Here is a 20,229-nt window from a genome sequence, read left to right as displayed (position 1 = left end):
CGGCATACGTTGTGACGGGAACTCTACCCGGCCGTGACCATTCCGCAACCTTCTGTCACGAAAACGCAGGTAGATGACCTGCCGCACAGTAACGATCACGGTGTCCGACCCATCACACACGTTGTCACCGGGCCTGAACACGACCCCGACGGACCAGACTCGACCCATGGTGATCGAGACCTTGACCGTCCCCATCGTCGCCGCGCCCATGGCCGGCGGCCCGTCCACACCCGAGTTGGTGGTCGCCGTGGCGGCCGCGGGCGGGTTCGGACAGTTACCCGCCGGATATCTCAGCACCGACGCGGTGGCCGCGCAGATCGAGGCGACGAGAGCTGCCACCGCGGCGCCGTTCGGCGTGAATCTGTTCGCGCCCGGAGCGGTGGCCGATCCGGCTGTCTATGCCACCTACCTCGCCGAACTCGGCGCCGAATTCCCGCTCGGCACCCCCGAGCACGACACCGACGGATGGGCCGACAAGCTCGATCTGCTGATCGCCGATCCGGTCGCGGTGGTGTCGACGACCTTCGGCTGCCCGACCGCGGTCGAGGTGGACCGGCTACACGCGGTCGGTTCGGAGGTGTGGGTGACGGTCACCTCGCCCGCCGAGGCACTGATCGCCGTCGACGCGGGCGCCGACGTGTTGATCGCCCAGGGCGCCGAGGCGGGCGGGCATCGCGCGACCTTCCTCGACGACCCCGCCGACGACCCCATCGACCCGCCCGGCCTGCTGACCCTGATCCAGTTGCTCACCGCCGTCACCTCGCGTCCCCTCGTCGGGGCGGGCGGCATCGCCACGGGCGCCGGCGTGGCCGGGGTGCTGGCGGCCGGTGCGGCGGCGGCGCAGATCGGCACCGCGCTGCTGCGCTGCCCCGAAGCCGGTACCAACGCCGTGCATCGCGGTGCGATCGGCACGCCGGAACCGACGATGCTGACGCGCGCGTTCACCGGACGTCGCGCCCGCGGGATCCGCAACCGTTTCCTCGTCGAACACACCGCCGACGCACCGGCCGCGTACCCCGAAATTCATTACGCCACTGCCCCGTTGCGGGCCGCCGCGCGAGCGGGTGGCAACACCGAAGAAGTGAATCTGTGGGCGGGGCAAGCTCATTCACTGAGCACCGGGCAACCGGCAGGCGAACTGGTCGCCGACCTGGCCGCCGACGCGAAAAGCGCACTCCGAAAAGCACTTTCGGAACGAATTCAGGGTTATTGACAACGAATTTCGTTTAGACTCGGACCTGGCATCGCATCCCGCCGACCACCCCCCAAGCAGGAGGAGAGCGCCATGTCCCTCGATGTTCCCGCCGCACTACTCGAACGCGCCGAACAGGGCGATATCGACGACGCCGAATTCGTCGAATGTGTCCGTACCTCACTGCCTTACGCATGGGAGGTGGTGAGCCGGGTTGCGGACGACCTGCGCACCGGCACCGACGAATACGCCGACAATCGGGTGCCACCGCCGGACGAGGTGGCCCGCGGTCAGCTGCTGCGCGCTCTGGCCTCCGACGCCATTCGTGGTGGATTAGAGCGGCATTTCGGTGTGAAGCTGGCCTTCCAGAACTGCCACCGGGTCGCGGCGTTCCCGCTGTCGGCCGTCGGCGGGGAGACCTACACCCGCTACATCAGCCCCCGCGCCCAGCTCCTGAACCAGAGCCCCGAGCTGCGCAACTGCTGATTCTTTGGCGGCTGGCGCCGCGGGTCGCGGCCCTTCGGGCCGCGAAAACGCAGCACGCAGCACAACGGCGGGCGTGGAAGCGATTCCACGCCCGCCGTTTGCTGTCTTACACCGTGACGACGTCCAGCTCGCCCTCGGCGTACTGGGCGCGCAGGCGCTTCTTGTCGAACTTGCCGACGCTGGTCTTCGGGACCTCGGCGATGAAGGTCCAGCGTTCGGGCAGCTGCCACTTGGCGAACTTGTCGGCCAGGTAGTCACGCAGTTCGGCGGCCTCGGCGGCCGCGCCTTCGGCGAGCACGATGGCGACCAGCGGGCGCTCGTCCCACTTCTCGTCGGGCACGCCGATGACGGCGGCCTCGGCGACGGCCGGGTGGCCCATCACCGAGTTCTCCAGATCCACCGAGGAGATCCACTCGCCGCCGGACTTGATGACGTCCTTGGAGCGGTCGACCAGGGTGAGGTAGCCGTTGGGGCTGATCTTGCCGACATCGCCGGTGCGCAGCCAGCCGTCGTCGAACTTGTCCGGGTCGATCTCCGCGCCGGTGGGCGAGTAGTAGGAGCCGGTGATCCACGCGCCGCGGACCTCGAGCTCGCCGAGGGACTCACCGTCGTTCGGCACGACCTTGCCGTCGTCGCCGACCAGGCGGGCCTCGACGTTGGCCGGGAAGCGGCCCTGGGTGTAGCGGTATTCCCAGGCCTCGTCCTCGCCGACACCGGAGGGCGCGTGCGCGACGCTGCCCAGCGGGGAGGTCTCGGTCATGCCCCACGCGTGCAGGATGCGCACGCCGTGCTTCTCCTCGAACGCGCGCATCATCGCGGGCGGCACCGCGGAACCGCCGACCACGGCGGTGCGAAGGTGCGAGATGTCCTGCGGCGCGGCGGCCAGCGTGGCCAGCACGCCGCCCCAGATGGTGGGCACCGCGGCGGCGAAGGTCGGCTTCTCGGCCGCCATCATCTCCAGCAGCGGCCCGGGCTGCAGGAAGCGGTCCGGCATCAGGACGTTCGCGCCCGACATCAGCGCCGCGTACGGCAGGCCCCACGCGTTGGCGTGGAACAGCGGCACGATCGCCAGCACGTAGTCCGAACCCTGGAAACCCATGCCGTTGGGCGAGTTCACCTGCATGGCGTGCAGCCAGTTGGAGCGGTGCGAGTAGACGACGCCCTTCGGGTCGCCCGTGGTGCCGGACGTGTAACACATTGCGGCAGCGGAGCGTTCGTCGACGACGGGGAAGTCGAAGTCGGCGGACTGGGCGTCGAGCAGCTCACGGTAGGAGTGCACCGTCACGCCCTCGGGCGCGGTGAGCGCGGCGGCATCGCCGTTGACGACGATCACGTGCCGCACGGTCTTCAGGTTCGGTAGGTACTGCGCGAACAGCGGTAGCAGCGTGCCGTCGACGAGCACCACCTTGTCCTCGGCGTGATTGGCGACGAAGACCAACTGCTCGGGGAACAGCCGGATGTTGAGCGCGTGCAGCACCGAGCCCATCGCGGGCACCGCGATGTAAGCGACCATGTGCTCGTTGTTGTTCCACATGAAGGTGCCGACGCGGTCGCCCTCTTCGATGCCGAGCCCGCGCAGCGCGTTGGCCAGCCGAGCCGAATCCGCACCCAGCTCGCGGTAGGTCATGGTGCGAACACCGTCACCCGTCCACGTGGACACAGTCGAATCGCCCTGGAAAGTTGCGGCATAGTTGAGCAGTTTGGCCAGCGAGAGCTGGTCGTCCTGCATGGTGCTCAGCATCGGTGCTCCTTCAAGTCCCTGCCGTGGCATGAGCCACGTCACACCGGATGTTACCGAAAGGTTTGCACCCCGCAATCGTTTCCTCCGACAACATTCCCGCAGGTCGGGTCGTCACCATTAATAAGGTGACGTCTCATGGGGCGGCTGACCATCGGGGCCGCTATGGTGCGACGGCACGCCGGGGCCCGCGTGTTCGGCGTTGTGCACAGCGTCGACGACCAGCCTGCGGACGTGGTCGTTGTCGAGGCTGTAGAAGATGGTCGTGCCCTCTCGGCGGGTTCGGACGAGCCGAGCCATGCGCAGTTTCGCCAGATGCTGGGACACCGAAGGCCCCGGCTTGCCGACCCGGCTCGCCAGTTCGTTCACCGAGAGTTCATGGTCGGCCAGCGCCCACAGGACCTGGACCCGAGTCGGGTCGGCCAGCATGCGGAACACCTCGACCACCAAGCCCACCTGATCTTCGGCCAGCGGCGAGCGGTCATCTGCATTCATGCGCAGATAATAGATCGCCGACCGGGGTCCCCGGTGACCACCGATCCGGCGTTCGTCAGACCGGCATGCCCAGTGCCGACGCGAGCGTCTGGCCGAGAGCGTTGACGAACGCGTCGAACGCACCGGGATCGAGAATCTGGCTGTATACATCGCGGCTATGGCAGCCCGCCGGGGCCGGCACGCCGTTGAGCCGGTCGTCGAGCCAGAGGGCGACCGAGCCCGCACCGGAGACGGCCGCGATGCCGTGTTCGCTGAACAGATCGCGGGTGTAGGAGACCGAGGCGGCCGGATCCTGGCAGTAGGTGTCGTAGAGCTTGTTGACGGCGTTGATCGGCATCGCTTCGTCCAGCGGCGCCTGGTAGATGTAGAGCGGGGCGGTAGGGGTGCCCCGATTTCCGAGGGTGAGCTCGTCGAGCACCGCCTGCATTTCGGGTGCGCGCATCGGGTCGCCGGGGTAGTCGAAGAGACCTTTGATGTTCACGAACGGGAACGCGGCGAATTGTATTGCGACACATTGCCCTTCGTGCACCATCCGGAGGCCTTTACCGAGCGGGTTCATGTACTGCTCGATGAATCGGTCCACTTCGGGATATTCGCGAGCGACACCGAACAGGCCGCCGAGCACGGCGCCGCCGAAGGTCGAGGTCGCGTTGTTGTAGTCGACGGCGGCCCGGATATCGGCGAGCAGGCCACCGGTCGCCGAGCCGACCAGGTTCAGTTCGGGCGCGTATTCCGGCTGTAGTTCGGCGGCATGTGCGGTGGGAATCGCACCGCCGGAGTATCCCCACATCGCGGTGCGGGTCGCCGCACCGGACAACCCGGCCTGGTCGAAGTTCTGCGCGGCGCGAATTCCGTCGAGGGTGATCCGGCCGCCGAGCGGACCGACGGCATAGGCCGCGTCGGGGCCCTGATGATCGGGCACCACCACCGCGTGCCCGAGTTGCAGCATCGACTGCACCTCGATGAATTCCAGCCCGATCACACTGTTGAGCGGATTCGGCAACGATCCCATCTGCAGGGCGTAGGACGGCGCGCAGTTCTGCGACAACGAATCCTCGGCGAACTGGAAGGAGACCAGACTGCGCTCCCCCGTCGGCGCGGGCCGATGCGGCACGATCACCGTCGCGACAGCGGGAATCGCTTCGCCGCGAGTGTTGGTGCTGCGGTAGGACAACTGCCAGGCACGCACGTCGATCGGTATCAACCAGAAGTTGGCGAGGTTCACCTGTCGCGCGGACAGGATCTCGCCGGGTGCGGCCGCGGCCACCCTGGCGGGGTCCGGGTTGTAGAAGGCGGGGTCGAGGAACGGTGGTGCGGGCGGGACCGGGAACGGCAGCGGTGGGGCCACCGGCACCGGATCGGCCACGGCCGGACTCGCCACGGCCGGGCAGGTCGCGACAGTGAGCCCGGCGATCAGCGCCAGGCACGCCCCTGCGAGCACCCTGCCGGTGCTGCCTGTGGTGGCGATCTTCATATTCGGCTCCTCGAATCCCCAGGTGGCAGCGCATGCCAGCCATAAAAGAGAGTGATTGTTTCCTAAGTGGGACGACTGTAGGACGAGCAGAGCCACTGTGTCAACGATCACGTCCCCCGGGGATCGCCTACATCCGCCGGAACGGCAGGATGATCGGCCATGACCGCCGCTACCCCACGCCCACGCCGCACTCAGCAGCAACGCCGTGCCGCGACGGTGGCCAAACTCGTCGACGCGACGATCGCGGCGATCGGCGAGCTGGGGTACCAGCGCACTACCGTCCAAGAGATCTGCGGGCGCGCCGGACTGTCCGTCGGCGCGATGTTCCGCCAGTTCGACAGCAGACTCGACCTGATCGTGCGGACCGCGGACGAAGTCTTCGCTCGCCAACTCGCCGCATTCCGCGCGCTGATGGAACACCTGGACGCACAAGAGGATTCGCTCGACACCGCCCTGCGATTCCTGCGCGAGGCCCAGTCCTCCCACATCACCCACGCGCTGCGTGAGATCTATCTCGCCGCCCGTTCCGATGCCGAATTGCGCGCCCGCATCGAGCCGACGGTGGCGAGCTACTACGCCGCGATGGTCGAAGGCGTCGAGCAGACCGGCGTCTTGAGCCAGTTCCCCGACAAGCTTCGAGAATCCGTCTTCTTCCTGCTCCTGCACCTGTTCTCGGGCGAGGCGATCGTCCGCCCCGTCTACGCCCGCCCGGACCTGGATGCCTCGATCCTCACCTTGATCGAAGACATGCTCAGGACCTACGCCGAGTCCCTGCCCACCGGCGATTAGTTACCCGCGCGGTTTCGCACCACGGCGATCGCGCAGTCGCTCAGCGCAAAGCGATCTCGGCGAGCGCGGTCCAGTCGGCCAACACCTGTTTGCGACGCACGCGATCACGTCCGACCATCTCGTCGAGAGTGGCGCCACGGACCAGGTTGATGGTGAGCCAGAAGGTGCTCTCCAAGCGCTCACCGGTGATGGCGGGGTCGATCAGCCCGGCACAACGGTCGAGCAGCTCGACGGTGAGTTCGTGCTGCACCCGCAGCATTTCGCGGCGCAGCGCCGCGTCGTTGGCGATTCCCACATACAGCTCCACCGCGGCACGACCGAGCTTGCCCGCGAAGGTAGCGGTGACCAACTCCACCAGCACAGCGCCCGCCGACGTGCCGTCCGGCACCGCTTTCGCCTTGCGCAGCATGGCTTCTCGCTGACGATCGGTGAGATGGCCGATGGCCTGAGCGAAGAGTTCGGCGCGCGTGTGGAACTGATGCAGCTGCGCACCACGCGTCACCCCGGCCCTGGCCGTGATGTCGGCGATGGAGGCACCCGCGTAGCCGACCTCGGCCAGGCTGTCGATGGCGGCATCGAGCAGCAGCGTCCGGGTCCGCAGACTCTTCTCCTGATGCTTGTTCGGTGGGAGCGCAGACATAAATCCAGTATAGGGCCACAAAATTACATGTCGCATTGCACGCAATTCAGTGCTCAGCGTACTGTCATCGGCATGGCTGTAGACCGGATGTTGCCCACCGACGAGGCACGCGAGCTGATCGAACTGACCCGCGACATCGCCGACAAGGTGCTGGAGCCGCGCGTCGCCGAGAGCGAGAAGACCGGCGTCTTCCCCGAGGGCGTCTTCCCCGCGCTCGGCGCGGCAGGGCTGCTCAGCCTGCCGTATCCGGAGGAATTCGGCGGCGGCGCGCAGCCGTACGAGGTGTACCTCCAGGTGCTCGAGGAAATCGCGAGCCGCTGGGCCGCCGTCGCCGTGGCGGTGAGCGTGCACGGACTGTCGTGCCATCCGCTGTTCACCTACGGCACCGACGAGCAGAAGCAGCAGTGGCTCGACCGCATGCTCTCGGGCGAAACCATCGGCGCCTACAGCCTTTCCGAGGCCCACGCCGGTTCCGACGCGGCCGCGCTGCGCTGCCGCGCCACCCCCGTCGACGGCGGCTACCGCCTCAACGGCACCAAGGCCTGGATCACCAACGGCGGCCGCGCCGACTTCTACACCCTGTTCGCCCGCACCGGCGAGGGTTCGCGCGGCATCTCCTGCTTCCTGGTCCCCGCCGACACCGCGGGTCTGAGCTTCGGCAAGCCCGAGGAGAAGATGGGCCTGCGCGGCATCCCCACCACCACCGCCGCCTACGACGACGCCTTCCTGCCCGCCGAACGTCGCATCGGCGAAGAGGGGCAGGGACTTTCGATCGCCTTCAGCGCCCTAGACGCGGGCCGCCTCGGCATCGCCGCCGTCGCCACCGGCGTCGCCCAGCGCGCGCTCGACGAAGCGGTGGCCTACGCCAAGGAACGAGAAGCGTTCGGCCGCAAGATCATCGACCATCAGGGCCTCGGCTTCGTCCTCGCCGACATGGCGGCGGCCGTCGACACCGCCCGCGCCACCTACCTCGACGCCGCCCGCCGCCGCGACGCCGGCCTGCCCTACTCCCGGCAGGCCTCGGTCGCCAAACTCGTCGCCACCGATGCGGCCATGAAGGTGACCACCGACGCGGTCCAGGTCTTCGGCGGCTACGGCTACACCCAGGACTTCCCGGTCGAGCGCTACATGCGCGAAGCCAAGGTCATGCAGATCTTCGAGGGAACCAATCAGATCCAGCGCCTGGTCATCGCTCGACATCTGGCGGGGTAGCTAATCTGTAATGCACTGATCATCGCAGGTTAGCTCGTTTGGGCAACCGATCAGTAAACTGGATGGCATCTCGAGACCTCGACGAAATGAGGCGCGCGATGCTGTGGTGGTTGATCTTGATCGTGATCGTGTCGGTGGGCGCTCTGCTGTACCTGCGTGCCGAACAGAACAAGCGCAACGCGCGCGAGCTCGAGGAGGCGCAGGCCGACGCGAGGGCGACTATCGAGCGGCTCGGCGGGCAGGTCTACCAGCTGTCGCCGAGCAACGAAGCGGCCCGTCAGGCGTTGGCCGACGCCTCCGAGCGGTACAACGCCGCAGGCGGCCAGATAGACCGCGCGAGCTTGCCCGTCCAAGCCCAACTGGCCAAGCAGTCCGCCCTGGAGGGCCTCTACTACATCCGCGCCGCCCGCACGGCGATGGACATGGACCCCGGCCCGCCGATCCCGGCCATCGCGGGCCAGGACATCGCAGGCCAGGTCGACGAGAAGCGCACCGTCGCCCACAACGGCCGCACGGTCACCGCGTCGCCCTCCCCCTCCGCGGGCACCCCGAACTACTTCCCCGGCGGTCGAGTGGCGGGGCGCCCCGTCCCCGCCGGGTGGTATTCCGAGCCGTGGTGGAAGCCCGCGCTGATCGCGGGAGCCTGGGGTGCGGGGTCGGCCCTGCTGTTCACGACGATGTTCGCCGGAATGGGCGGGGTCGGCTACAACGCGCAGGCGTTCGAGGACGGCACCGGCGAAGCTGCCGCCGATCCCGGGTACGACCAGGGCGGAATCGACCCCGGCAACTCCGATACCGGTTTCGACAGCGGCAGCGGCTTCGACAGCGGCGGCGGCGGTTTCGACGCCTTCTGATCCCCACCCAACGGGCCTACTCCACCGAGCCCGCCCCCACGCTATACTCAGCTCGGCCAGCCGAGGCTGCCACGCCTTCGTAGCTCAGGGGATAGAGCAACCCTCTCCTAAAGGGTAGGTCGCAGGTTCGAATCCTGCCGAGGGCACCAGAGTTCGCCTGGTGCGAGGAGAAGATGACGATGTCGAATCCGTCAACGGAGTTCCCCCCGCTGCCTGACCGCATGACCTGGGCTGAGTTGAGCGCACTGCCGCCTGACCAGTCGGAACGTATCGAACTGATCAAAGGGCATCCGGTCTGGATTCGAACAGGGCCACCAGAGCATCAACGGTTCGCCACTCGTCTGCGGAATGCACTGGAGAACGCGGCGCGACGCAGCATGAAGGCCCGTCCTGGTGAATGCTGGCAGGTGGACACTGAAACCAATGTCTTCCTGAGTCGCACCAAAGACGACTTCCTCACCCCGGATTTCATGGTCTACCACTGCCCCGACGAACCATGGACACCGATTTTCGCCGAGGACGTTGTCATCGTCGGCGAAGTACTTTCCCCGTCCAACCACATCGGTCAAATGCTGACAAAACAAGCGCGCTACGCCGAAGCTGAAATAGGCGAATACTGGGAGGTGCTGCTCGACCGCGAAGGCCGACGCATCGACACCATTTTGACCTATGTCCTGGCGACACCCACCGACCTACCAGTAGGCGTCACCCCTCTGCGGCCTCGCCAGTACGCCCTGGTCAGCGAATGGTCACCAACCGTCCATCCCGAAGTCGAGCTGAGCCACCCGTTCCCTCTCACCCTCAGCTGGACCGACCTCGAATATTGAGCACACCTGCCCGTTTCAGTAGGTCGCGGGTTCGAATCCCGCCGAGGGCACCAGAACTTCTCAGTCAGGCATTGCCGAGTAGGTCACCACGAGTGGGGCGTGATCGGAGAGCCGCTCAGCGGGTGACGGTTCCTTGTCGACGACGACAGACGTGGCGAGGCGGGCGAGACCGGGTGTTGCGAGTTGGTGGTCCACTCGCCAACCCACATCCTTGGCGAACGATTGCCCCGCCCAACTCCACCAGGTCAGTGGACCCGGGCGATCGCCGTGCACCTGTCGCACCACGTCGACGAGCCGACGCGTGCCCAGAATCGAACTGAACCACTCGCGGTCGGCGGGCAGGAAGCCGTCCATCGTGCGGGCGGCACGCCAGTTGGTCACATCGTGGCGGGTGTGTGCGATGTTCAGATCCCCGGTGAGGACGAACTCGCGTCCCGCACTCAGCGCAGCGAGCCGGTTCCGGTGCACTTCGCGGGCGAACGCCGCGAGGAACCTCTGCTTGCGTTCGTACTTGACCCCACCGTCGGGCTGTTCGCGCATCGATCCCGGGCGCTGCAGATGCGCGGGCAGACCACCCTTGGGGAGATACAGAGAGGCCACCGTCACCGGCCGGTCGGCCAGGTCGACCTCGATATAACGTCCCTGTGCGGTGAACTCACCGAGTCCGCGGGCCCTGGGCGGGTGGGTCACCCACGTCCGCACGGCAGCGGCGGGAACCGTGGTCAGTACGGCCACACCGTTGCGACCGGCCACGGAACCGACGTCTACTGCCGCCGAATAGGCCGGGAAGGTTCCCACATCGGCTGCGGAACAACGCAACTCCTGCAGCGCGACCACATCCGCCGACCGGGCCCGCAACCACTGGTCGAATCCACGACGACGTGCCGCGCGGATTCCGTTCACGTTGAATGTGGCGACAGTGAAAGAGTCAGCGACCGACGAACCCATGGCAACACTGTGCCGGAGTCCCCCGTCACACTCTCGCGCAGCTCCGGAACGCGACCTCGGTGGGGCCGGGGAGGTCGGCGAACTGGTCTCCCGCCACCCGACACCTTCGATGCGCACGGCTGCCGCCGCGCATGTCATGCTGAGGTTTCGCTTCAATCACCAGTCGCCGAGACTGGCAACAGGTTCCACGGTCTGGGCAGCCACCGATCGTGGCACTCGCCTCGACGGTGACGACCGATCACTGCTGGTCAGCGAATTCGCTGACAAGGGCACCTTGTCACTACTGGATCTCGAGACCGGGAAGAAGAAGTGGTCGGTACCCGATCCGGGCTTCGACCCCTACCCGAGCCAACGTACGACGTTTCTGGTCGGTGATCGAGCGCTGATCACGGAATAGCCACTCACGACGACAAGTCGTTTTCCGGTTGCCCATGTTTACGTGTCCTACCGAGGGCACCACAACCAATCGAGGCCCACCCGATGTCTTGGCGGGGAGCCATCAGAGTGCATGCGCCGTCAGCTCGGCGGGCACGTTCGCACTGCGCGCAGGGTCGGTCTGGTGGTTCCACCTGAGGTACGCGGCAGTCAGTCGAGGTGATCGGCTTTGGCGCGTAGATACCGTTGCTCGACTTGGTTGCTGGTGAGGTCGGCTGCGTGCCGGAAGAGCCGGACCGAGGAGGTGCGGTCGCCGGTTTGCTGGAGAAGATGGGCGCGAACAGCGTGTTCACGCTGCCGGGTGAGCGGGTTGCGATCCAGGTGGTGGCGTCGGTTCAGATCGTCGAGCAGCGCCAGTCCGCGCGCGGGTCCGTAGGCGCGGGCAACGGCTACGACCCGCGCGAGTTGAACGGGCGGGGTCGGGGTGAGTCGTTCGAGCCACAGATAGAGCAGCGCGATCTGGGGCCAGTCGGTCCCGCCCGGCTCGCCCGCGGCGTGCACCGCGGCGATGGCGGCCTGGATTTGGTAGGGGCCTGCCGCTCGGCGGTTCCAGACACTGTCGATGAGCGCGGTGCCCTCCACGATCAGGTTGCGGTTCCAGCGAGCGGGGTCCTGCTCGTCGAGGGGCACCAGTTCGCCGGCGTGCGTGCGTGCCGCGCGGCGGGATTCAGTGAGGAGCATCAGCGCGAGCAAGCCGGTCACTTCCGCGTCGTCGGGGGCGGTGTCGTGCAGCATTCTGGTCAGCCGGACGGCTTCGGCGGTGAGGTCTACCCGGACCAGTTCGCCGCCGGTGGTGGCGGTGTAGCCCTCGTTGAAAATGAGATAGAGGGCGCGCAGGACGGCTGCCAGGCGCGTGTCGCGGTCGGCGTCGGCCGGTGGCGTGAAGCGCGCCCCAGATTTGGCGAGTTGTTGTTTGGCGCGGCTGATCCGGGTGCCCATGGTGGCCTCGGTCGTGCCGTAGGCGTGCGCGATTTCGGCCGTGGTGAGTCCACCGACCGCACGCAGGGTCAGGGCCACCTGGGCGGTGTGGCTCAGCGCGGGGTGACAGCACAGCAGCAGCAGGGTCAAGCTGTCGTCGACGTCGCATGGCTGCGCGGTCCGCATCGGCTCGGCCGTGGCCACCGCGTCGATTTCGCGGCGGCGGCGCGCCTGCTCGGAACGCAGCATATCGATCATCCGCCGGTAGGCGATTCGGATGAGGCGGCTGCGCGGGTTGTCCGGGATGCCGTCCACCGGCCACGACCGAGTCGCGATCAGCAGGGCTTCCTGCACGGCGTCCTCGGCGATGTCGAATTGCCCGAAGCGACGCACCAGCGCCCCGAGGACCTGCGGCGCTTCGGCTCTCAGCAGGTCCTCGATCGCGGGCGTCACGCGGTGAAGTCCGCACCCATGATCGCGCGGATCTCGATCGGTTCGCCGAGGGCCTCGACGATGCGGGCGGTGATCTCCACAGCGCGCTCGTGACCGGAGACATCGATGACGGCGAAACTGGCCAGGACCTCCTTCAGTTCCGCGAAGGGCCCGTCGGTGGCGACCACACCGTCGGCGGTCTTGCGCACAGTGGTGCTCACCGCGGGATGGCCGAGGCCCTCGCTGGTGACGAACTCCCCGGAGGCAATCAGTTCTTGCTCGAGCCGCTGATAGGTGGCGAAAGCGGCCAAAGCCTCCGACGAGGGGGTGTCGGCGGTTTCGGCGTCCCAAGCGGTGGCCGGGGTGTAACCGAGCAGCAGATATTTCATCGTCTGTCCTCCCGATCGGTGGTTGTTGTGACGGTAGCCCGACGCGATCGGTCAGGCGACGCGACGTCGGGAGATCGCCAGCGCGGTGGTCCAGGTGAACGCGACCAGGCCGTTGACCGCGATCTGGATGCTCATGTACTCGGGCGATATCGGTACCAGCAGAACGAGTCCGGCCAGCGCGCTCGCCACCGCGGGCAACACCGCCCGGCGACGCACGCACCGCACGCTCAGTATGAGAGCCGCGACGGCGAGCGCGGTGAAAGCCACTGCGGCAGATGCTGAATGGGCGATGCTGTGCCAGGACATCTGCGCTACCGGCTCATCCGGAGTTCCGGCCGGGAATCCTTTCTCCGCGTCCATGGTGAAGACCCCGGCCGCGATCAGACCCGCTCCGAACACTCCCACCAGAACCGGCAGTGCCCGCCGACCGGTTCCCTCGGACAAAGTGCGGCCAAGGCCCACCGCCAACGCCAACGCGCCCGCACCGGCGGTCACGAATGTCGCGATCTGGATCCAGGCGAGGTCTCCGGTGGCGAGCTGGCTGATCGGATGCCGGGTGATGTCGAAGCCGTTGCGGGTGAGCATCTGGGTAATCGCCGAAGCGAAGAACAGTGGTCCGGCGGCAGCACCGGCGAGCAGCAGACGGTCCGAAACCCGCCTCGGGGTGTGCCGGGAGGCGGCGGCTGTGAGAGTCATCGTTGTGTCCCTTCCTCGATCGGGCTTTCGCTGCTACCTCGGAGCCGGCGGCGGGATCTCGACACCACCACACAGTGATTCAGATCACAGATGTTCGGTGTCGAGAACCGCACCGCGGCTCCGAGGTAGCAGCGAACCAACCCCCGACCGAGGAGAACGAGATGATCGAGACCCAGCCGCAGCCCACTCCCGAACTGCGGGCATTGGACCGCCTGGTCGGCACCTGGCGAGTCAGCGGTGGCGCGCAGGGAACGGTGCGGTACGAATGGATGGCGGGCCGGTTCTTTCTGCTCCAGCACATCGATCTGGCCCAGGACGGCCAACCCGTTACTGGCATGGAGGTCATCGGCAACCTGCGCCCGTTCGGTGAACCGACCGGGCCAGATGTGGTCTCGCGATACTACGACTCCGTCGGGCGCAGCTTCGACTACGTCTACGACTTGACCGGCGACACCCTCACCATCTGGGCCGGGGCCAAAGACAGCCCCGCCTACTACCGGGGCACCTTCGATCCCACAGGGGCAACCGTCACCGGCGAATGGGTCTACCCCGGCGGCGGCGGATACTCCTCCACGATGACCCGCGTCTGACCCGGCACCACGAGCGGTCGAGGCCTGCCTACGGGAGCGGCAGGCAGGAGCTGCCGGTATTCACGCCCCTCCCAACGACTTCGACCGTCACGTATTGCGTCGAGGTCACCTGCCCGGGTGTGAACTGCTGGGCGAAGACGTTTTGGCTACCGGAATACACCGGGGTCCACTCGAAGGTCGCGGTGCCGTTCTCCGGGTGATAGACGGCGACCCCGAGCCGCTCACCGTTGCCGGGGACCGAACCACCGCTGATACCGATGGTCACCTCGCCTGCCTCGGAAACCGGTGCGTCGACCCCGACGGTCACCGTGTAGGTGCACCCGGTGCGTAGTCCTTCGGCAGGCTGCTCCACGCTCACTCCGGTGACCGCGGCGGTCGCGTTCGGTGCGGCCATGATCATGGTCGGCACGGCACCGAGAACCACGGCAAGGCCGAATCTGCGAGTACGGACGTTCATTTGGCGATCCTCTCGTTTGCCCCCCACTGTGCTCTCGATCATCGCCCGGCGCCAGACCCGCCTCGGTTTTCGCAGAGCGCGTGGTCCACCGATTCCGCCGCCGCGCGCAGTTGCGCGAATCCCTTACTGTGCGTGACATCTTCCCCGACCGCGAGGGCGGCCGACAGCGAGACGACGGCGCTGCGGTTTCCGTCCTCGGTCACTCCGACGTTGGTGAGAAAGCCGGTCTGGCCGCCGTTGTGCATCCAATAGGTGCCGCCACAGGACAGCGGCACCGAGAACAGGCCGAGACCGTAGCCCGCACCCGGCCAGAGCTGCCCGATCACGCCGTCGACCGGCACCGTTGTCCGCATCTGCGCCAGTTCCTCGGGACGTAACAGCGTGCCGTCGAGGAGACTTCGATAGAACGTGCCCACGTCGGCGGTGGTGGAGAGATGGCCCGCGGAGGCATCGGCGTCCACCAGTTCGGTGACGTCGATCAGCGGCCCGTCGACCTCGAATTGCTGGTAGCCCCTCGCGTGCGGGATGGGCAATGCGGCGGTGTCAGCGGGCCAGTAGGTATCTCGCAGTCCGAGCGGTTCGAGGATTCGCGCACGGACCTCGTCGTACCAGGGACGGTCGACCACCCGCTCGATGATCATGCCCAACAGGACGTAGCCGACATTGGAGTAGGACCACCCGGTGCCGGGTGCGAAGTCGGGTGGGTGCCACATGGCCGATGCCACGGTCTCGCGCGGGTCGCGCACCTGATAGCGAAGCCGGTAATAGTCCTCGGCGGTCGCCATTTCGGGCGCGCTCTCATGAATACCGCTGGTGTGCTGCAGAAGTTGACGGACCGTGATCCCAGCTCCGTCGTTCCCGTGGCCGTGCCTCATTTCCGGGATCCACTGCTGCACGATGTCATCGAGCGCCAGACGACCCTCACCGACCAGCATGAGGACCACGGTCGCGACCATCGTCTTGGTCAGACTGCCGATCCGGAAATGGCCTTCTGGTGACACCTGTTCCGAAGTAGCGACATCCGACTCCCCCGCCACCCGGGACCGATCGGTGCCGGCCGCGACATCCACAACCCTGGCCTGCACTCCAGTGGTGCCGATCGCCGCGATCGCATCGACATCGCGCTGCAGGGTGTCGGGCTCGGCACCACAGCCACTGACTACCGAGACCAGAGCAAGCACTACGGCCGTCATCACCAATCGCATCGGGCGCCCCTTTCGCACAAACGGCAACCTATCGACGCCCTACGCTGCGCGACATCACCCCGCGGTACTGCATCGCAGTCCCCCCGGGTACCGATTTCGACCGCCCCTGGAATCAGCTCCGATGGTCGTAGCCGCGATTAGGATCGTGGCGGTGGGATTGGTGTTCGAGACCCGACGATCGGATTCGCCGTGGGTGGAGTCGGTCTGGACCTGCCGGAGTGAGCAGGTCGCGGAGATGACCTCCGTGGCGACCGAGACCTGGGGATTGGTGTTCTGGGAGCAGCAGGGCGTGCCCTGCGCGGCGGTCACCGGCCCCGAAGTCGCCACCAGCACCGCACCCGTCCCTGAGGGGGCGGAGTTCGTCGGTATCCAGTTCGCGGTCGGCACCTCGCTGCGCGCGGTGGCCACCACGACGCTGGTCGACAGCGGGATCGTTCTGCCCGACGTCACCCACCGGGGTTTCTGGCTGGACGGCGCCCACTGGGAGACCCCCCACGTCGACGACGCGGAAGCGCTGGTCCAGCGGCTCGTCGACCACGAGGTCGTGGTCCGCGATGCCCTGGTCGCCGACGCACTGCGCGGCATGACGCCCGCGATCACCGAGCGCACGCTCGAACGTCGCTTCCGGGCGGCGACCGGCCTCACCCAGGGCGCGGTCCGCCAGATCGAGCGGGCGCGCACCGCGGCGCTGCTACTGAGCGCGGGTGAGATGCCGGGCGATGTCGTCGACAAGCTCGGCTACTACGACGAGCCCCACCTCGCCCGGGCGCTGCGCCGATTCGTCGGCCGGACGGCGCGGCAGCTGCGCGAGGGCGGCAGCGGCGTGATCGCGCTGGATCTCACTCAGCGCACGACGTCGTAGACGAGCTTGGCGACGCCGTTGGAGTAGGTCGCCGAGTCACGCAGGCGCAGTTGCTGTTTGGGTCGATCCGCCCGGCCGAACAGACTCTTGCCCGCGCCGAGCAGCACCGGGAACACGAGCAGGTTGTATCGATCGATCAGGTCGGCGTCCGAAAGGCTTTCCGCCAGTGCGGCGCTGCCGTGGATGTAGATCGGCCCGCCCTCGGTCTGCTTGAGCTTTTCGATGTCCTCGGTCGAGCGCAGGATGGTGATCGCGCCCCAGCCGTCGATCAGTGCGTCGTCGGTAAGCGACGAGGAGACAACGTATTTGGGCAGATCCTTGTAAGCGGCGTGATCCTCGGAATCGCGCCAAATCGGGGCGAACGCCTCGTAGCTGCGACGGCCGAACATCAACGCGGTGGTATCGGCGAGCTCCTCACCCTTGAGCGAAAACGCCTCCGGCACGAACTCGGTCTCCATCACCCACCCGCCACTGCGATGCCCCTCGACCTTCCCGCCGGGCGAATCCACCACACCATCGAGCGACATGAACCCCGTGTAAACCAGTTCGCGTGCCATCACAATCCTCCTGAATCCAAGCGTCGGAAACTGCCTGCGATCAGCCTAGGGAACCCTCCCCACCCTGTCTTGGACGAAACCGACACCGTGCGTTCGGTGACACGATCCGGTCGGACCATCGACGGGTGCTGACCGAATACATCGCCGTGATCCATCGGATCAAATACTGGCAGATCGACACCGCAAACTTCGGCAGATCGACGGAACACCCTTCGGCAGATCGACGGCTCACGGTACGATCCATTTATGCATCAGGCCGCTGATCTACTGCCACGTAAAGCCTCTGAGCTGGTAAAAGAGGCATTGGCGGATACCCGAGTAGTCATCATCAACGGCGCCCGCCAAACCGGCAAGAGCACGCTCGCAGAGCAATGCCTACGGAGCTTCCCTGATGTGACCAAACGTTACCTCGACGATGTGCGGACTCGCACCTCTGCGGCCGCGGATCCGGCCGGCTTTCTCGATGTCTCCGGCACGATGATGATCGACGAAGTACAGCGCGTCCCAGATCTGTGGCTGTCGATCAAACACGAGGTCGATCGCGACCCACGGCCTGGACATTTCCTTCTCACTGGTTCAGCCCGACTGCTCGGCCTGAGCACATTGGGCGATTCGCTGCCCGGGCGCTCGGAAACCATCGAACTGTTTCCGCTGTCCCAAGGCGAGATCAGCGGCACCCCAGATGGTTTCATCGATGCGGCGTACGCCGCGGGCAGCGACTTTCGAACCGGTGAGTCGAATCTCAGACGAAAGGACTACCTGGCGCTGGCCGCCAGGGGCGGATATCCCGAAGCGATCCGCCGGACCGCAGTACGACGACGCGCTCAGTTCTACAGCTCCTACCTGGACGACATCATGAGCCGCGACGTGCATCAGGTCGCCGACATTCGGCGCGGCTCCGATATGCGTCGCCTCATCGCAGCGCTAGCCGCCCAGACCGGCGGCCTACTCAACTACAGCAGACTCTCCGCCGACCTGGGGATACCGGTCACGACCGTTCGCGACTACATCGACATCTTGGAACTCATCTACCTCATTCGTCTGGTTCCCGCTTGGTCGGCCAACGCCACGGCTCGTGCTATTTCGACGCCGAAACTGACCTTTACCGACTCGGGCCTCGCCGCCCACCTCCTCACCGGCATCACCAACGATGCCGCGACCGGCGCCATCATGGAAACCTTCGTTCTCGGCGAGCTCACCCGCCAACTCACCTGGAGTACGAGCATGGCCAGACTGCACCACTACCGTGACAGGGACGGCTATGAAGTCGACGCCATCCTCGAGGACAACGCAGGCCGCGTCGTAGCGATCGAGGTCAAAGCCGCCGAAACCATCCGCACTGACGACTTCCGGGGACTACGCGTTCTCCAGCGTCGACTCGGCGACCGTTTCCACGCCGGCTTCGTCGTCTACTGCGGCGACCAGCAACTCCCCTTCGGTGACGGTATGTCCGGCATCCCGATCAGCGCGCTGTGGACCACACCGCGCTGAGAGTTCGCGCGGACACGGTGAGCCTTGAACCGTGGCTGTTCGTCCCCACTCCGTCGCTAGCCGTCGACGTCCACAGCTGTCGCGTGCTTTGCGTGGAGGGCGCTGCGGCGTGCGACGGCACGAGCTGACCGGCGGTCGCGGCTTTCGGCGGTGCGGCGGGTGTTGGTCGATTCGTGTTCGCGGATCGGCTCGGCGACCTCCGCTCCCCCGAAACGATCACGAACTCGGTGCACCGCAGCGGCGACCACGTCCCACAGAAACGCCGCGACGACGAGCAGGATCAGACCCGCGCCCGCGATCGCGAACACGGGCCCGAATGCGCTCTCTATCAGAAACTTCCACACAGAAACCAGTTCCCCCACGCATGTGCGGCCGTGCCGCGCTGATGACAACTGGCGAATGTTACAGCCGACGGGACATAACCGCGACCGTGCGGGTCGCGGTGAGTGTCAACCGATCGGCTGGGTCAGCGTTGACGCCAGCTCAGTGGGCCGGGGAGATCGACGCTGTTCTTCCGGGTGCGGGAGTTCCACGACCATGGGCCGATTTTGATGCCCCAGGACGACAGGCCCGATTGGGTGAAGTTGAACTTCAGCGGACCGAAGGATTTGCGTTGACGGAACTTGATGGGCATGAGTGGCCTCCCTGATCGCCACCAGGATAGCCGATCCGGTTATGTCCCATCGGTTTCCGAACCCCGACGACGAACAGCGACGGCGAACATGGCGAGGCCGGTGGCGAGGGCCAGGGTTACGGCGAGGGCCAGCAGGATCAAGGGGACGGTGGCCATGGCGTCGGTTCGGCCCGCGCCGCTGCGGCGGATCAGCAGGGCGGCGATCAGCGGTCCGATCATTGCCAGCGCCGCGGCTATCGACAGCAATCCACCGGTCACCAATTCGACGGAGTCGAGTCTGACATCGACTAACGACCGCACCGGCCGGATAGGTACTGACATGACCTCCCCTTTCGTTGGTATCTGAAAGGTACCGCGCGGAATGGAATAACCGCCGCCATAAGACCAGCCGTCGCTCAATTCGATATCAGCAAATCAATAGCGACCGAAAAGCGGTAGCGCTATTCGGCCGCGCGACGCTCGGATCGCGTCCGTGCCCGGTCATGGGCTTCACGCAACAGCTCACGGACCGACGCTTCGGTAGCGGCCCCGGGATTCACCACCGCGAGCCAGTTCGCGGCAGCGTAGAGGGGGTGGGCGACCACGGTGTCTTCCAAGCTCGCGTCGGTCGGGGCGGCCGCGGTGGTGAAGGTCGTCTTGCTCACGGCGATGTTGACGCGGAAGCTGCCGGGGCGGTTCAGGTCGGAGGTCTCATCGCCGGGGTAGTCCTTGGTCACGATGGTGGCGAAGGGCTGACCTGCGGGGACGACACCGTCGGGGGCGTAGTAGAAGAAAGTGTCACCCCAGGCGATCTCGGGAGCCTCGCTCCCCTCGCTCGGCTGCATAGCCAGCACCCCGCCGAGGCCGGTCACGTACTCGATGATTTCCTCGATTGTCATGCCTCGAGCGTCTCATCCGGACGCGGCCCG

General features: G+C 66.4%; 25 protein-coding genes and 1 tRNA gene. 11 read left to right on the top strand and 15 right to left on the bottom strand.

Annotated elements, in window-relative coordinates:
- Positions 1-166 precede the first annotated feature (166 nt).
- A complete protein-coding gene (locus QX204_RS01965; RefSeq protein WP_301904909.1) occupies positions 167-1,213 on the top strand; it encodes an NAD(P)H-dependent flavin oxidoreductase in 1,047 nt (348 codons plus the stop codon).
- Between the two features lie 72 nt (positions 1,214-1,285).
- Complete coding sequence (locus QX204_RS01960; RefSeq protein ID WP_062982488.1) at positions 1,286-1,678, top strand: SCO5389 family protein; 393 nt, start codon at positions 1,286-1,288, stop codon at positions 1,676-1,678.
- Positions 1,679-1,784: 106 nt separating this feature from the next.
- On the opposite strand, the gene QX204_RS01955 is transcribed toward QX204_RS01960, so the two are convergent.
- From QX204_RS01955 to QX204_RS01945, 3 genes are all read right to left on the bottom strand, one after another.
- Positions 1,785-3,419, bottom strand: coding sequence for a long-chain fatty acid--CoA ligase (locus QX204_RS01955; protein ID WP_301904908.1), 1,635 nt, complete (start codon positions 3,417-3,419; stop codon positions 1,785-1,787).
- Positions 3,420-3,536: 117 nt separating this feature from the next.
- Entirely contained in the window at positions 3,537-3,911 is a 375-nt protein-coding gene (locus QX204_RS01950) for an ArsR/SmtB family transcription factor (protein WP_301904907.1), read from the bottom strand.
- A gap of 55 nt (positions 3,912-3,966) precedes the next feature.
- Positions 3,967-5,385 (bottom strand): lipase family protein, encoded by a 1,419-nt coding sequence (locus QX204_RS01945; protein ID WP_301904906.1) that lies wholly within the window; start codon positions 5,383-5,385, stop codon positions 3,967-3,969.
- A gap of 159 nt (positions 5,386-5,544) precedes the next feature.
- Between QX204_RS01945 and QX204_RS01940 the strand changes: the two genes are divergently transcribed.
- A complete protein-coding gene (locus tag QX204_RS01940; RefSeq protein ID WP_301904905.1) occupies positions 5,545-6,174 on the top strand; it encodes a TetR/AcrR family transcriptional regulator in 630 nt (209 codons plus the stop codon).
- 40 nt (positions 6,175-6,214) lie between these two features.
- Here the strand turns inward: QX204_RS01940 and QX204_RS01935 are convergent, their stop codons facing one another.
- Positions 6,215-6,814: a TetR/AcrR family transcriptional regulator gene (locus QX204_RS01935; protein WP_301904904.1), complete on the bottom strand. Its 600-nt coding sequence runs from the start codon at positions 6,812-6,814 to the stop codon at positions 6,215-6,217.
- Positions 6,815-6,886: 72 nt separating this feature from the next.
- Between QX204_RS01935 and QX204_RS01930 the strand changes: the two genes are divergently transcribed.
- From QX204_RS01930 to QX204_RS01915, 4 genes are all read left to right on the top strand, one after another.
- Positions 6,887-8,026, top strand: a complete 1,140-nt coding sequence (locus tag QX204_RS01930) for an acyl-CoA dehydrogenase family protein (RefSeq protein WP_301904903.1) — start codon at positions 6,887-6,889, stop codon at positions 8,024-8,026.
- 62 nt (positions 8,027-8,088) lie between these two features.
- Complete coding sequence (locus QX204_RS01925) at positions 8,089-8,880, top strand: DUF1542 domain-containing protein (protein ID WP_301904902.1); 792 nt, start codon at positions 8,089-8,091, stop codon at positions 8,878-8,880.
- 73 nt (positions 8,881-8,953) lie between these two features.
- Positions 8,954-9,029: transfer RNA gene (locus tag QX204_RS01920), tRNA-Arg, on the top strand.
- Positions 9,030-9,053: 24 nt separating this feature from the next.
- Complete coding sequence (locus QX204_RS01915) at positions 9,054-9,707, top strand: Uma2 family endonuclease (RefSeq protein ID WP_301904901.1); 654 nt, start codon at positions 9,054-9,056, stop codon at positions 9,705-9,707.
- Positions 9,708-9,767: 60 nt separating this feature from the next.
- Here QX204_RS01915 and QX204_RS01910 read toward each other — a convergent pair whose 3' ends face one another.
- Positions 9,768-10,655, bottom strand: a complete 888-nt coding sequence (locus tag QX204_RS01910; protein WP_301904900.1) for an exodeoxyribonuclease III — start codon at positions 10,653-10,655, stop codon at positions 9,768-9,770.
- 109 nt (positions 10,656-10,764) lie between these two features.
- Between QX204_RS01910 and QX204_RS01905 the strand changes: the two genes are divergently transcribed.
- Complete coding sequence (locus QX204_RS01905; RefSeq protein WP_301904899.1) at positions 10,765-11,052, top strand: hypothetical protein; 288 nt, start codon at positions 10,765-10,767, stop codon at positions 11,050-11,052.
- A 188-nt stretch (positions 11,053-11,240) separates the two neighbouring features.
- Here QX204_RS01905 and QX204_RS01900 read toward each other — a convergent pair whose 3' ends face one another.
- The 3 genes from QX204_RS01900 to QX204_RS01890 are packed head-to-tail and all read right to left on the bottom strand — an operon-like array spanning position 11,241 to position 13,525.
- A complete protein-coding gene (locus QX204_RS01900; RefSeq protein WP_301904898.1) occupies positions 11,241-12,461 on the bottom strand; it encodes an RNA polymerase sigma factor in 1,221 nt (406 codons plus the stop codon).
- Entirely contained in the window at positions 12,458-12,829 is a 372-nt protein-coding gene (locus tag QX204_RS01895) for a YciI family protein (protein WP_301904897.1), read from the bottom strand. Before QX204_RS01895 ends, QX204_RS01900 begins: the two co-directional genes overlap by 4 nt.
- A 51-nt stretch (positions 12,830-12,880) precedes the next feature.
- Positions 12,881-13,525, bottom strand: a complete 645-nt coding sequence (locus QX204_RS01890; RefSeq protein WP_301904896.1) for a DUF998 domain-containing protein — start codon at positions 13,523-13,525, stop codon at positions 12,881-12,883.
- A 161-nt stretch (positions 13,526-13,686) separates the two neighbouring features.
- On the opposite strand from QX204_RS01890, the gene QX204_RS01885 reads away from it, so the two are divergent.
- The gene (locus QX204_RS01885) at positions 13,687-14,115 is read left to right on the top strand and encodes a hypothetical protein (protein WP_301904895.1); all 429 of its coding nucleotides are present in this window, start codon (positions 13,687-13,689) and stop codon (positions 14,113-14,115) included.
- 28 nt (positions 14,116-14,143) lie between these two features.
- On the opposite strand, the gene QX204_RS01880 is transcribed toward QX204_RS01885, so the two are convergent.
- Both QX204_RS01880 and QX204_RS01875 read right to left on the bottom strand, forming a co-directional pair.
- Positions 14,144-14,572 (bottom strand): hypothetical protein, encoded by a 429-nt coding sequence (locus QX204_RS01880; RefSeq protein ID WP_301904894.1) that lies wholly within the window; start codon positions 14,570-14,572, stop codon positions 14,144-14,146.
- A 38-nt stretch (positions 14,573-14,610) separates the two neighbouring features.
- Positions 14,611-15,777, bottom strand: a complete 1,167-nt coding sequence (locus QX204_RS01875; RefSeq protein WP_301904893.1) for a serine hydrolase domain-containing protein — start codon at positions 15,775-15,777, stop codon at positions 14,611-14,613.
- 151 nt (positions 15,778-15,928) lie between these two features.
- Here QX204_RS01875 and QX204_RS01870 point away from each other — a divergent pair, with 151 nt between their 5' ends.
- Positions 15,929-16,639 carry a helix-turn-helix domain-containing protein gene (locus QX204_RS01870; RefSeq protein ID WP_301904892.1) on the top strand — a complete coding sequence of 237 codons (711 nt, stop codon included), beginning with the start codon at positions 15,929-15,931 and terminating at the stop codon, positions 16,637-16,639.
- On the opposite strand, the gene QX204_RS01865 is transcribed toward QX204_RS01870, so the two are convergent.
- Positions 16,621-17,196, bottom strand: a complete 576-nt coding sequence (locus QX204_RS01865; protein ID WP_301904891.1) for a dihydrofolate reductase family protein — start codon at positions 17,194-17,196, stop codon at positions 16,621-16,623. The genes QX204_RS01870 and QX204_RS01865 overlap by 19 nt on opposite strands.
- Positions 17,197-17,442: 246 nt before the next feature.
- Here QX204_RS01865 and QX204_RS01860 point away from each other — a divergent pair, with 246 nt between their 5' ends.
- A complete protein-coding gene (locus QX204_RS01860) occupies positions 17,443-18,687 on the top strand; it encodes an ATP-binding protein (protein ID WP_301904890.1) in 1,245 nt (414 codons plus the stop codon).
- Positions 18,688-18,743: 56 nt separating this feature from the next.
- Here the strand turns inward: QX204_RS01860 and QX204_RS01855 are convergent, their stop codons facing one another.
- The 4 genes from QX204_RS01855 to QX204_RS01840 form a co-directional block, all read right to left on the bottom strand.
- Entirely contained in the window at positions 18,744-18,995 is a 252-nt protein-coding gene (locus QX204_RS01855; protein ID WP_301904889.1) for a hypothetical protein, read from the bottom strand.
- Positions 18,996-19,153: 158 nt separating this feature from the next.
- Positions 19,154-19,321: a DUF4236 domain-containing protein gene (locus tag QX204_RS01850; RefSeq protein WP_084472559.1), complete on the bottom strand. Its 168-nt coding sequence runs from the start codon at positions 19,319-19,321 to the stop codon at positions 19,154-19,156.
- Between the two features lie 39 nt (positions 19,322-19,360).
- Positions 19,361-19,642, bottom strand: a complete 282-nt coding sequence (locus tag QX204_RS01845; RefSeq protein WP_301904888.1) for a hypothetical protein — start codon at positions 19,640-19,642, stop codon at positions 19,361-19,363.
- Between the two features lie 119 nt (positions 19,643-19,761).
- On the bottom strand, positions 19,762-20,199 hold the full coding sequence (locus tag QX204_RS01840) for a DUF6194 family protein (protein WP_301904887.1): 438 nt from the start codon (positions 20,197-20,199) through the stop codon (positions 19,762-19,764).
- Between the last annotated feature and the right edge of the window lie 30 nt (positions 20,200-20,229).

Source organism: Nocardia sp. PE-7, assembly GCF_030486425.1.
GTDB lineage: Bacteria > Actinomycetota > Actinomycetes > Mycobacteriales > Mycobacteriaceae > Nocardia > Nocardia salmonicida_A.
This window is presented reverse-complemented; position numbering and strand designations above follow the sequence as displayed.

Bases quoted from the DNA above. Each gene is read 5' to 3' on its own strand.
- QX204_RS01965 (WP_301904909.1), top strand. From the start codon at position 167: ATGGTGATCGAGACCTTGACCGTCCCCATCGTCGCCGCGCCCATGGCC.
- QX204_RS01960 (WP_062982488.1), top strand. From the start codon at position 1,286: ATGTCCCTCGATGTTCCCGCCGCACTACTCGAACGCGCCGAACAGGGC.
- QX204_RS01955 (WP_301904908.1), bottom strand. From the start codon at position 3,419: ATGCTGAGCACCATGCAGGACGACCAGCTCTCGCTGGCCAAACTGCTC.
- QX204_RS01950 (WP_301904907.1), bottom strand. From the start codon at position 3,911: ATGAATGCAGATGACCGCTCGCCGCTGGCCGAAGATCAGGTGGGCTTG.
- QX204_RS01945 (WP_301904906.1), bottom strand. From the start codon at position 5,385: ATGAAGATCGCCACCACAGGCAGCACCGGCAGGGTGCTCGCAGGGGCG.
- QX204_RS01940 (WP_301904905.1), top strand. From the start codon at position 5,545: ATGACCGCCGCTACCCCACGCCCACGCCGCACTCAGCAGCAACGCCGT.
- QX204_RS01935 (WP_301904904.1), bottom strand. From the start codon at position 6,814: ATGTCTGCGCTCCCACCGAACAAGCATCAGGAGAAGAGTCTGCGGACC.
- QX204_RS01930 (WP_301904903.1), top strand. From the start codon at position 6,887: ATGGCTGTAGACCGGATGTTGCCCACCGACGAGGCACGCGAGCTGATC.
- QX204_RS01925 (WP_301904902.1), top strand. From the start codon at position 8,089: ATGGCATCTCGAGACCTCGACGAAATGAGGCGCGCGATGCTGTGGTGG.
- QX204_RS01915 (WP_301904901.1), top strand. From the start codon at position 9,054: ATGACGATGTCGAATCCGTCAACGGAGTTCCCCCCGCTGCCTGACCGC.
- QX204_RS01910 (WP_301904900.1), bottom strand. From the start codon at position 10,655: ATGGGTTCGTCGGTCGCTGACTCTTTCACTGTCGCCACATTCAACGTG.
- QX204_RS01905 (WP_301904899.1), top strand. From the start codon at position 10,765: ATGCGCACGGCTGCCGCCGCGCATGTCATGCTGAGGTTTCGCTTCAAT.
- QX204_RS01895 (WP_301904897.1), bottom strand. From the start codon at position 12,829: ATGAAATATCTGCTGCTCGGTTACACCCCGGCCACCGCTTGGGACGCC.
- QX204_RS01890 (WP_301904896.1), bottom strand. From the start codon at position 13,525: ATGACTCTCACAGCCGCCGCCTCCCGGCACACCCCGAGGCGGGTTTCG.
- QX204_RS01885 (WP_301904895.1), top strand. From the start codon at position 13,687: ATGATCGAGACCCAGCCGCAGCCCACTCCCGAACTGCGGGCATTGGAC.
- QX204_RS01880 (WP_301904894.1), bottom strand. From the start codon at position 14,572: ATGAACGTCCGTACTCGCAGATTCGGCCTTGCCGTGGTTCTCGGTGCC.
- QX204_RS01875 (WP_301904893.1), bottom strand. From the start codon at position 15,777: ATGCGATTGGTGATGACGGCCGTAGTGCTTGCTCTGGTCTCGGTAGTC.
- QX204_RS01865 (WP_301904891.1), bottom strand. From the start codon at position 17,196: ATGGCACGCGAACTGGTTTACACGGGGTTCATGTCGCTCGATGGTGTG.
- QX204_RS01860 (WP_301904890.1), top strand. From the start codon at position 17,443: ATGCATCAGGCCGCTGATCTACTGCCACGTAAAGCCTCTGAGCTGGTA.
- QX204_RS01850 (WP_084472559.1), bottom strand. From the start codon at position 19,321: ATGCCCATCAAGTTCCGTCAACGCAAATCCTTCGGTCCGCTGAAGTTC.
- QX204_RS01845 (WP_301904888.1), bottom strand. From the start codon at position 19,642: ATGTCAGTACCTATCCGGCCGGTGCGGTCGTTAGTCGATGTCAGACTC.
- QX204_RS01840 (WP_301904887.1), bottom strand. From the start codon at position 20,199: ATGACAATCGAGGAAATCATCGAGTACGTGACCGGCCTCGGCGGGGTG.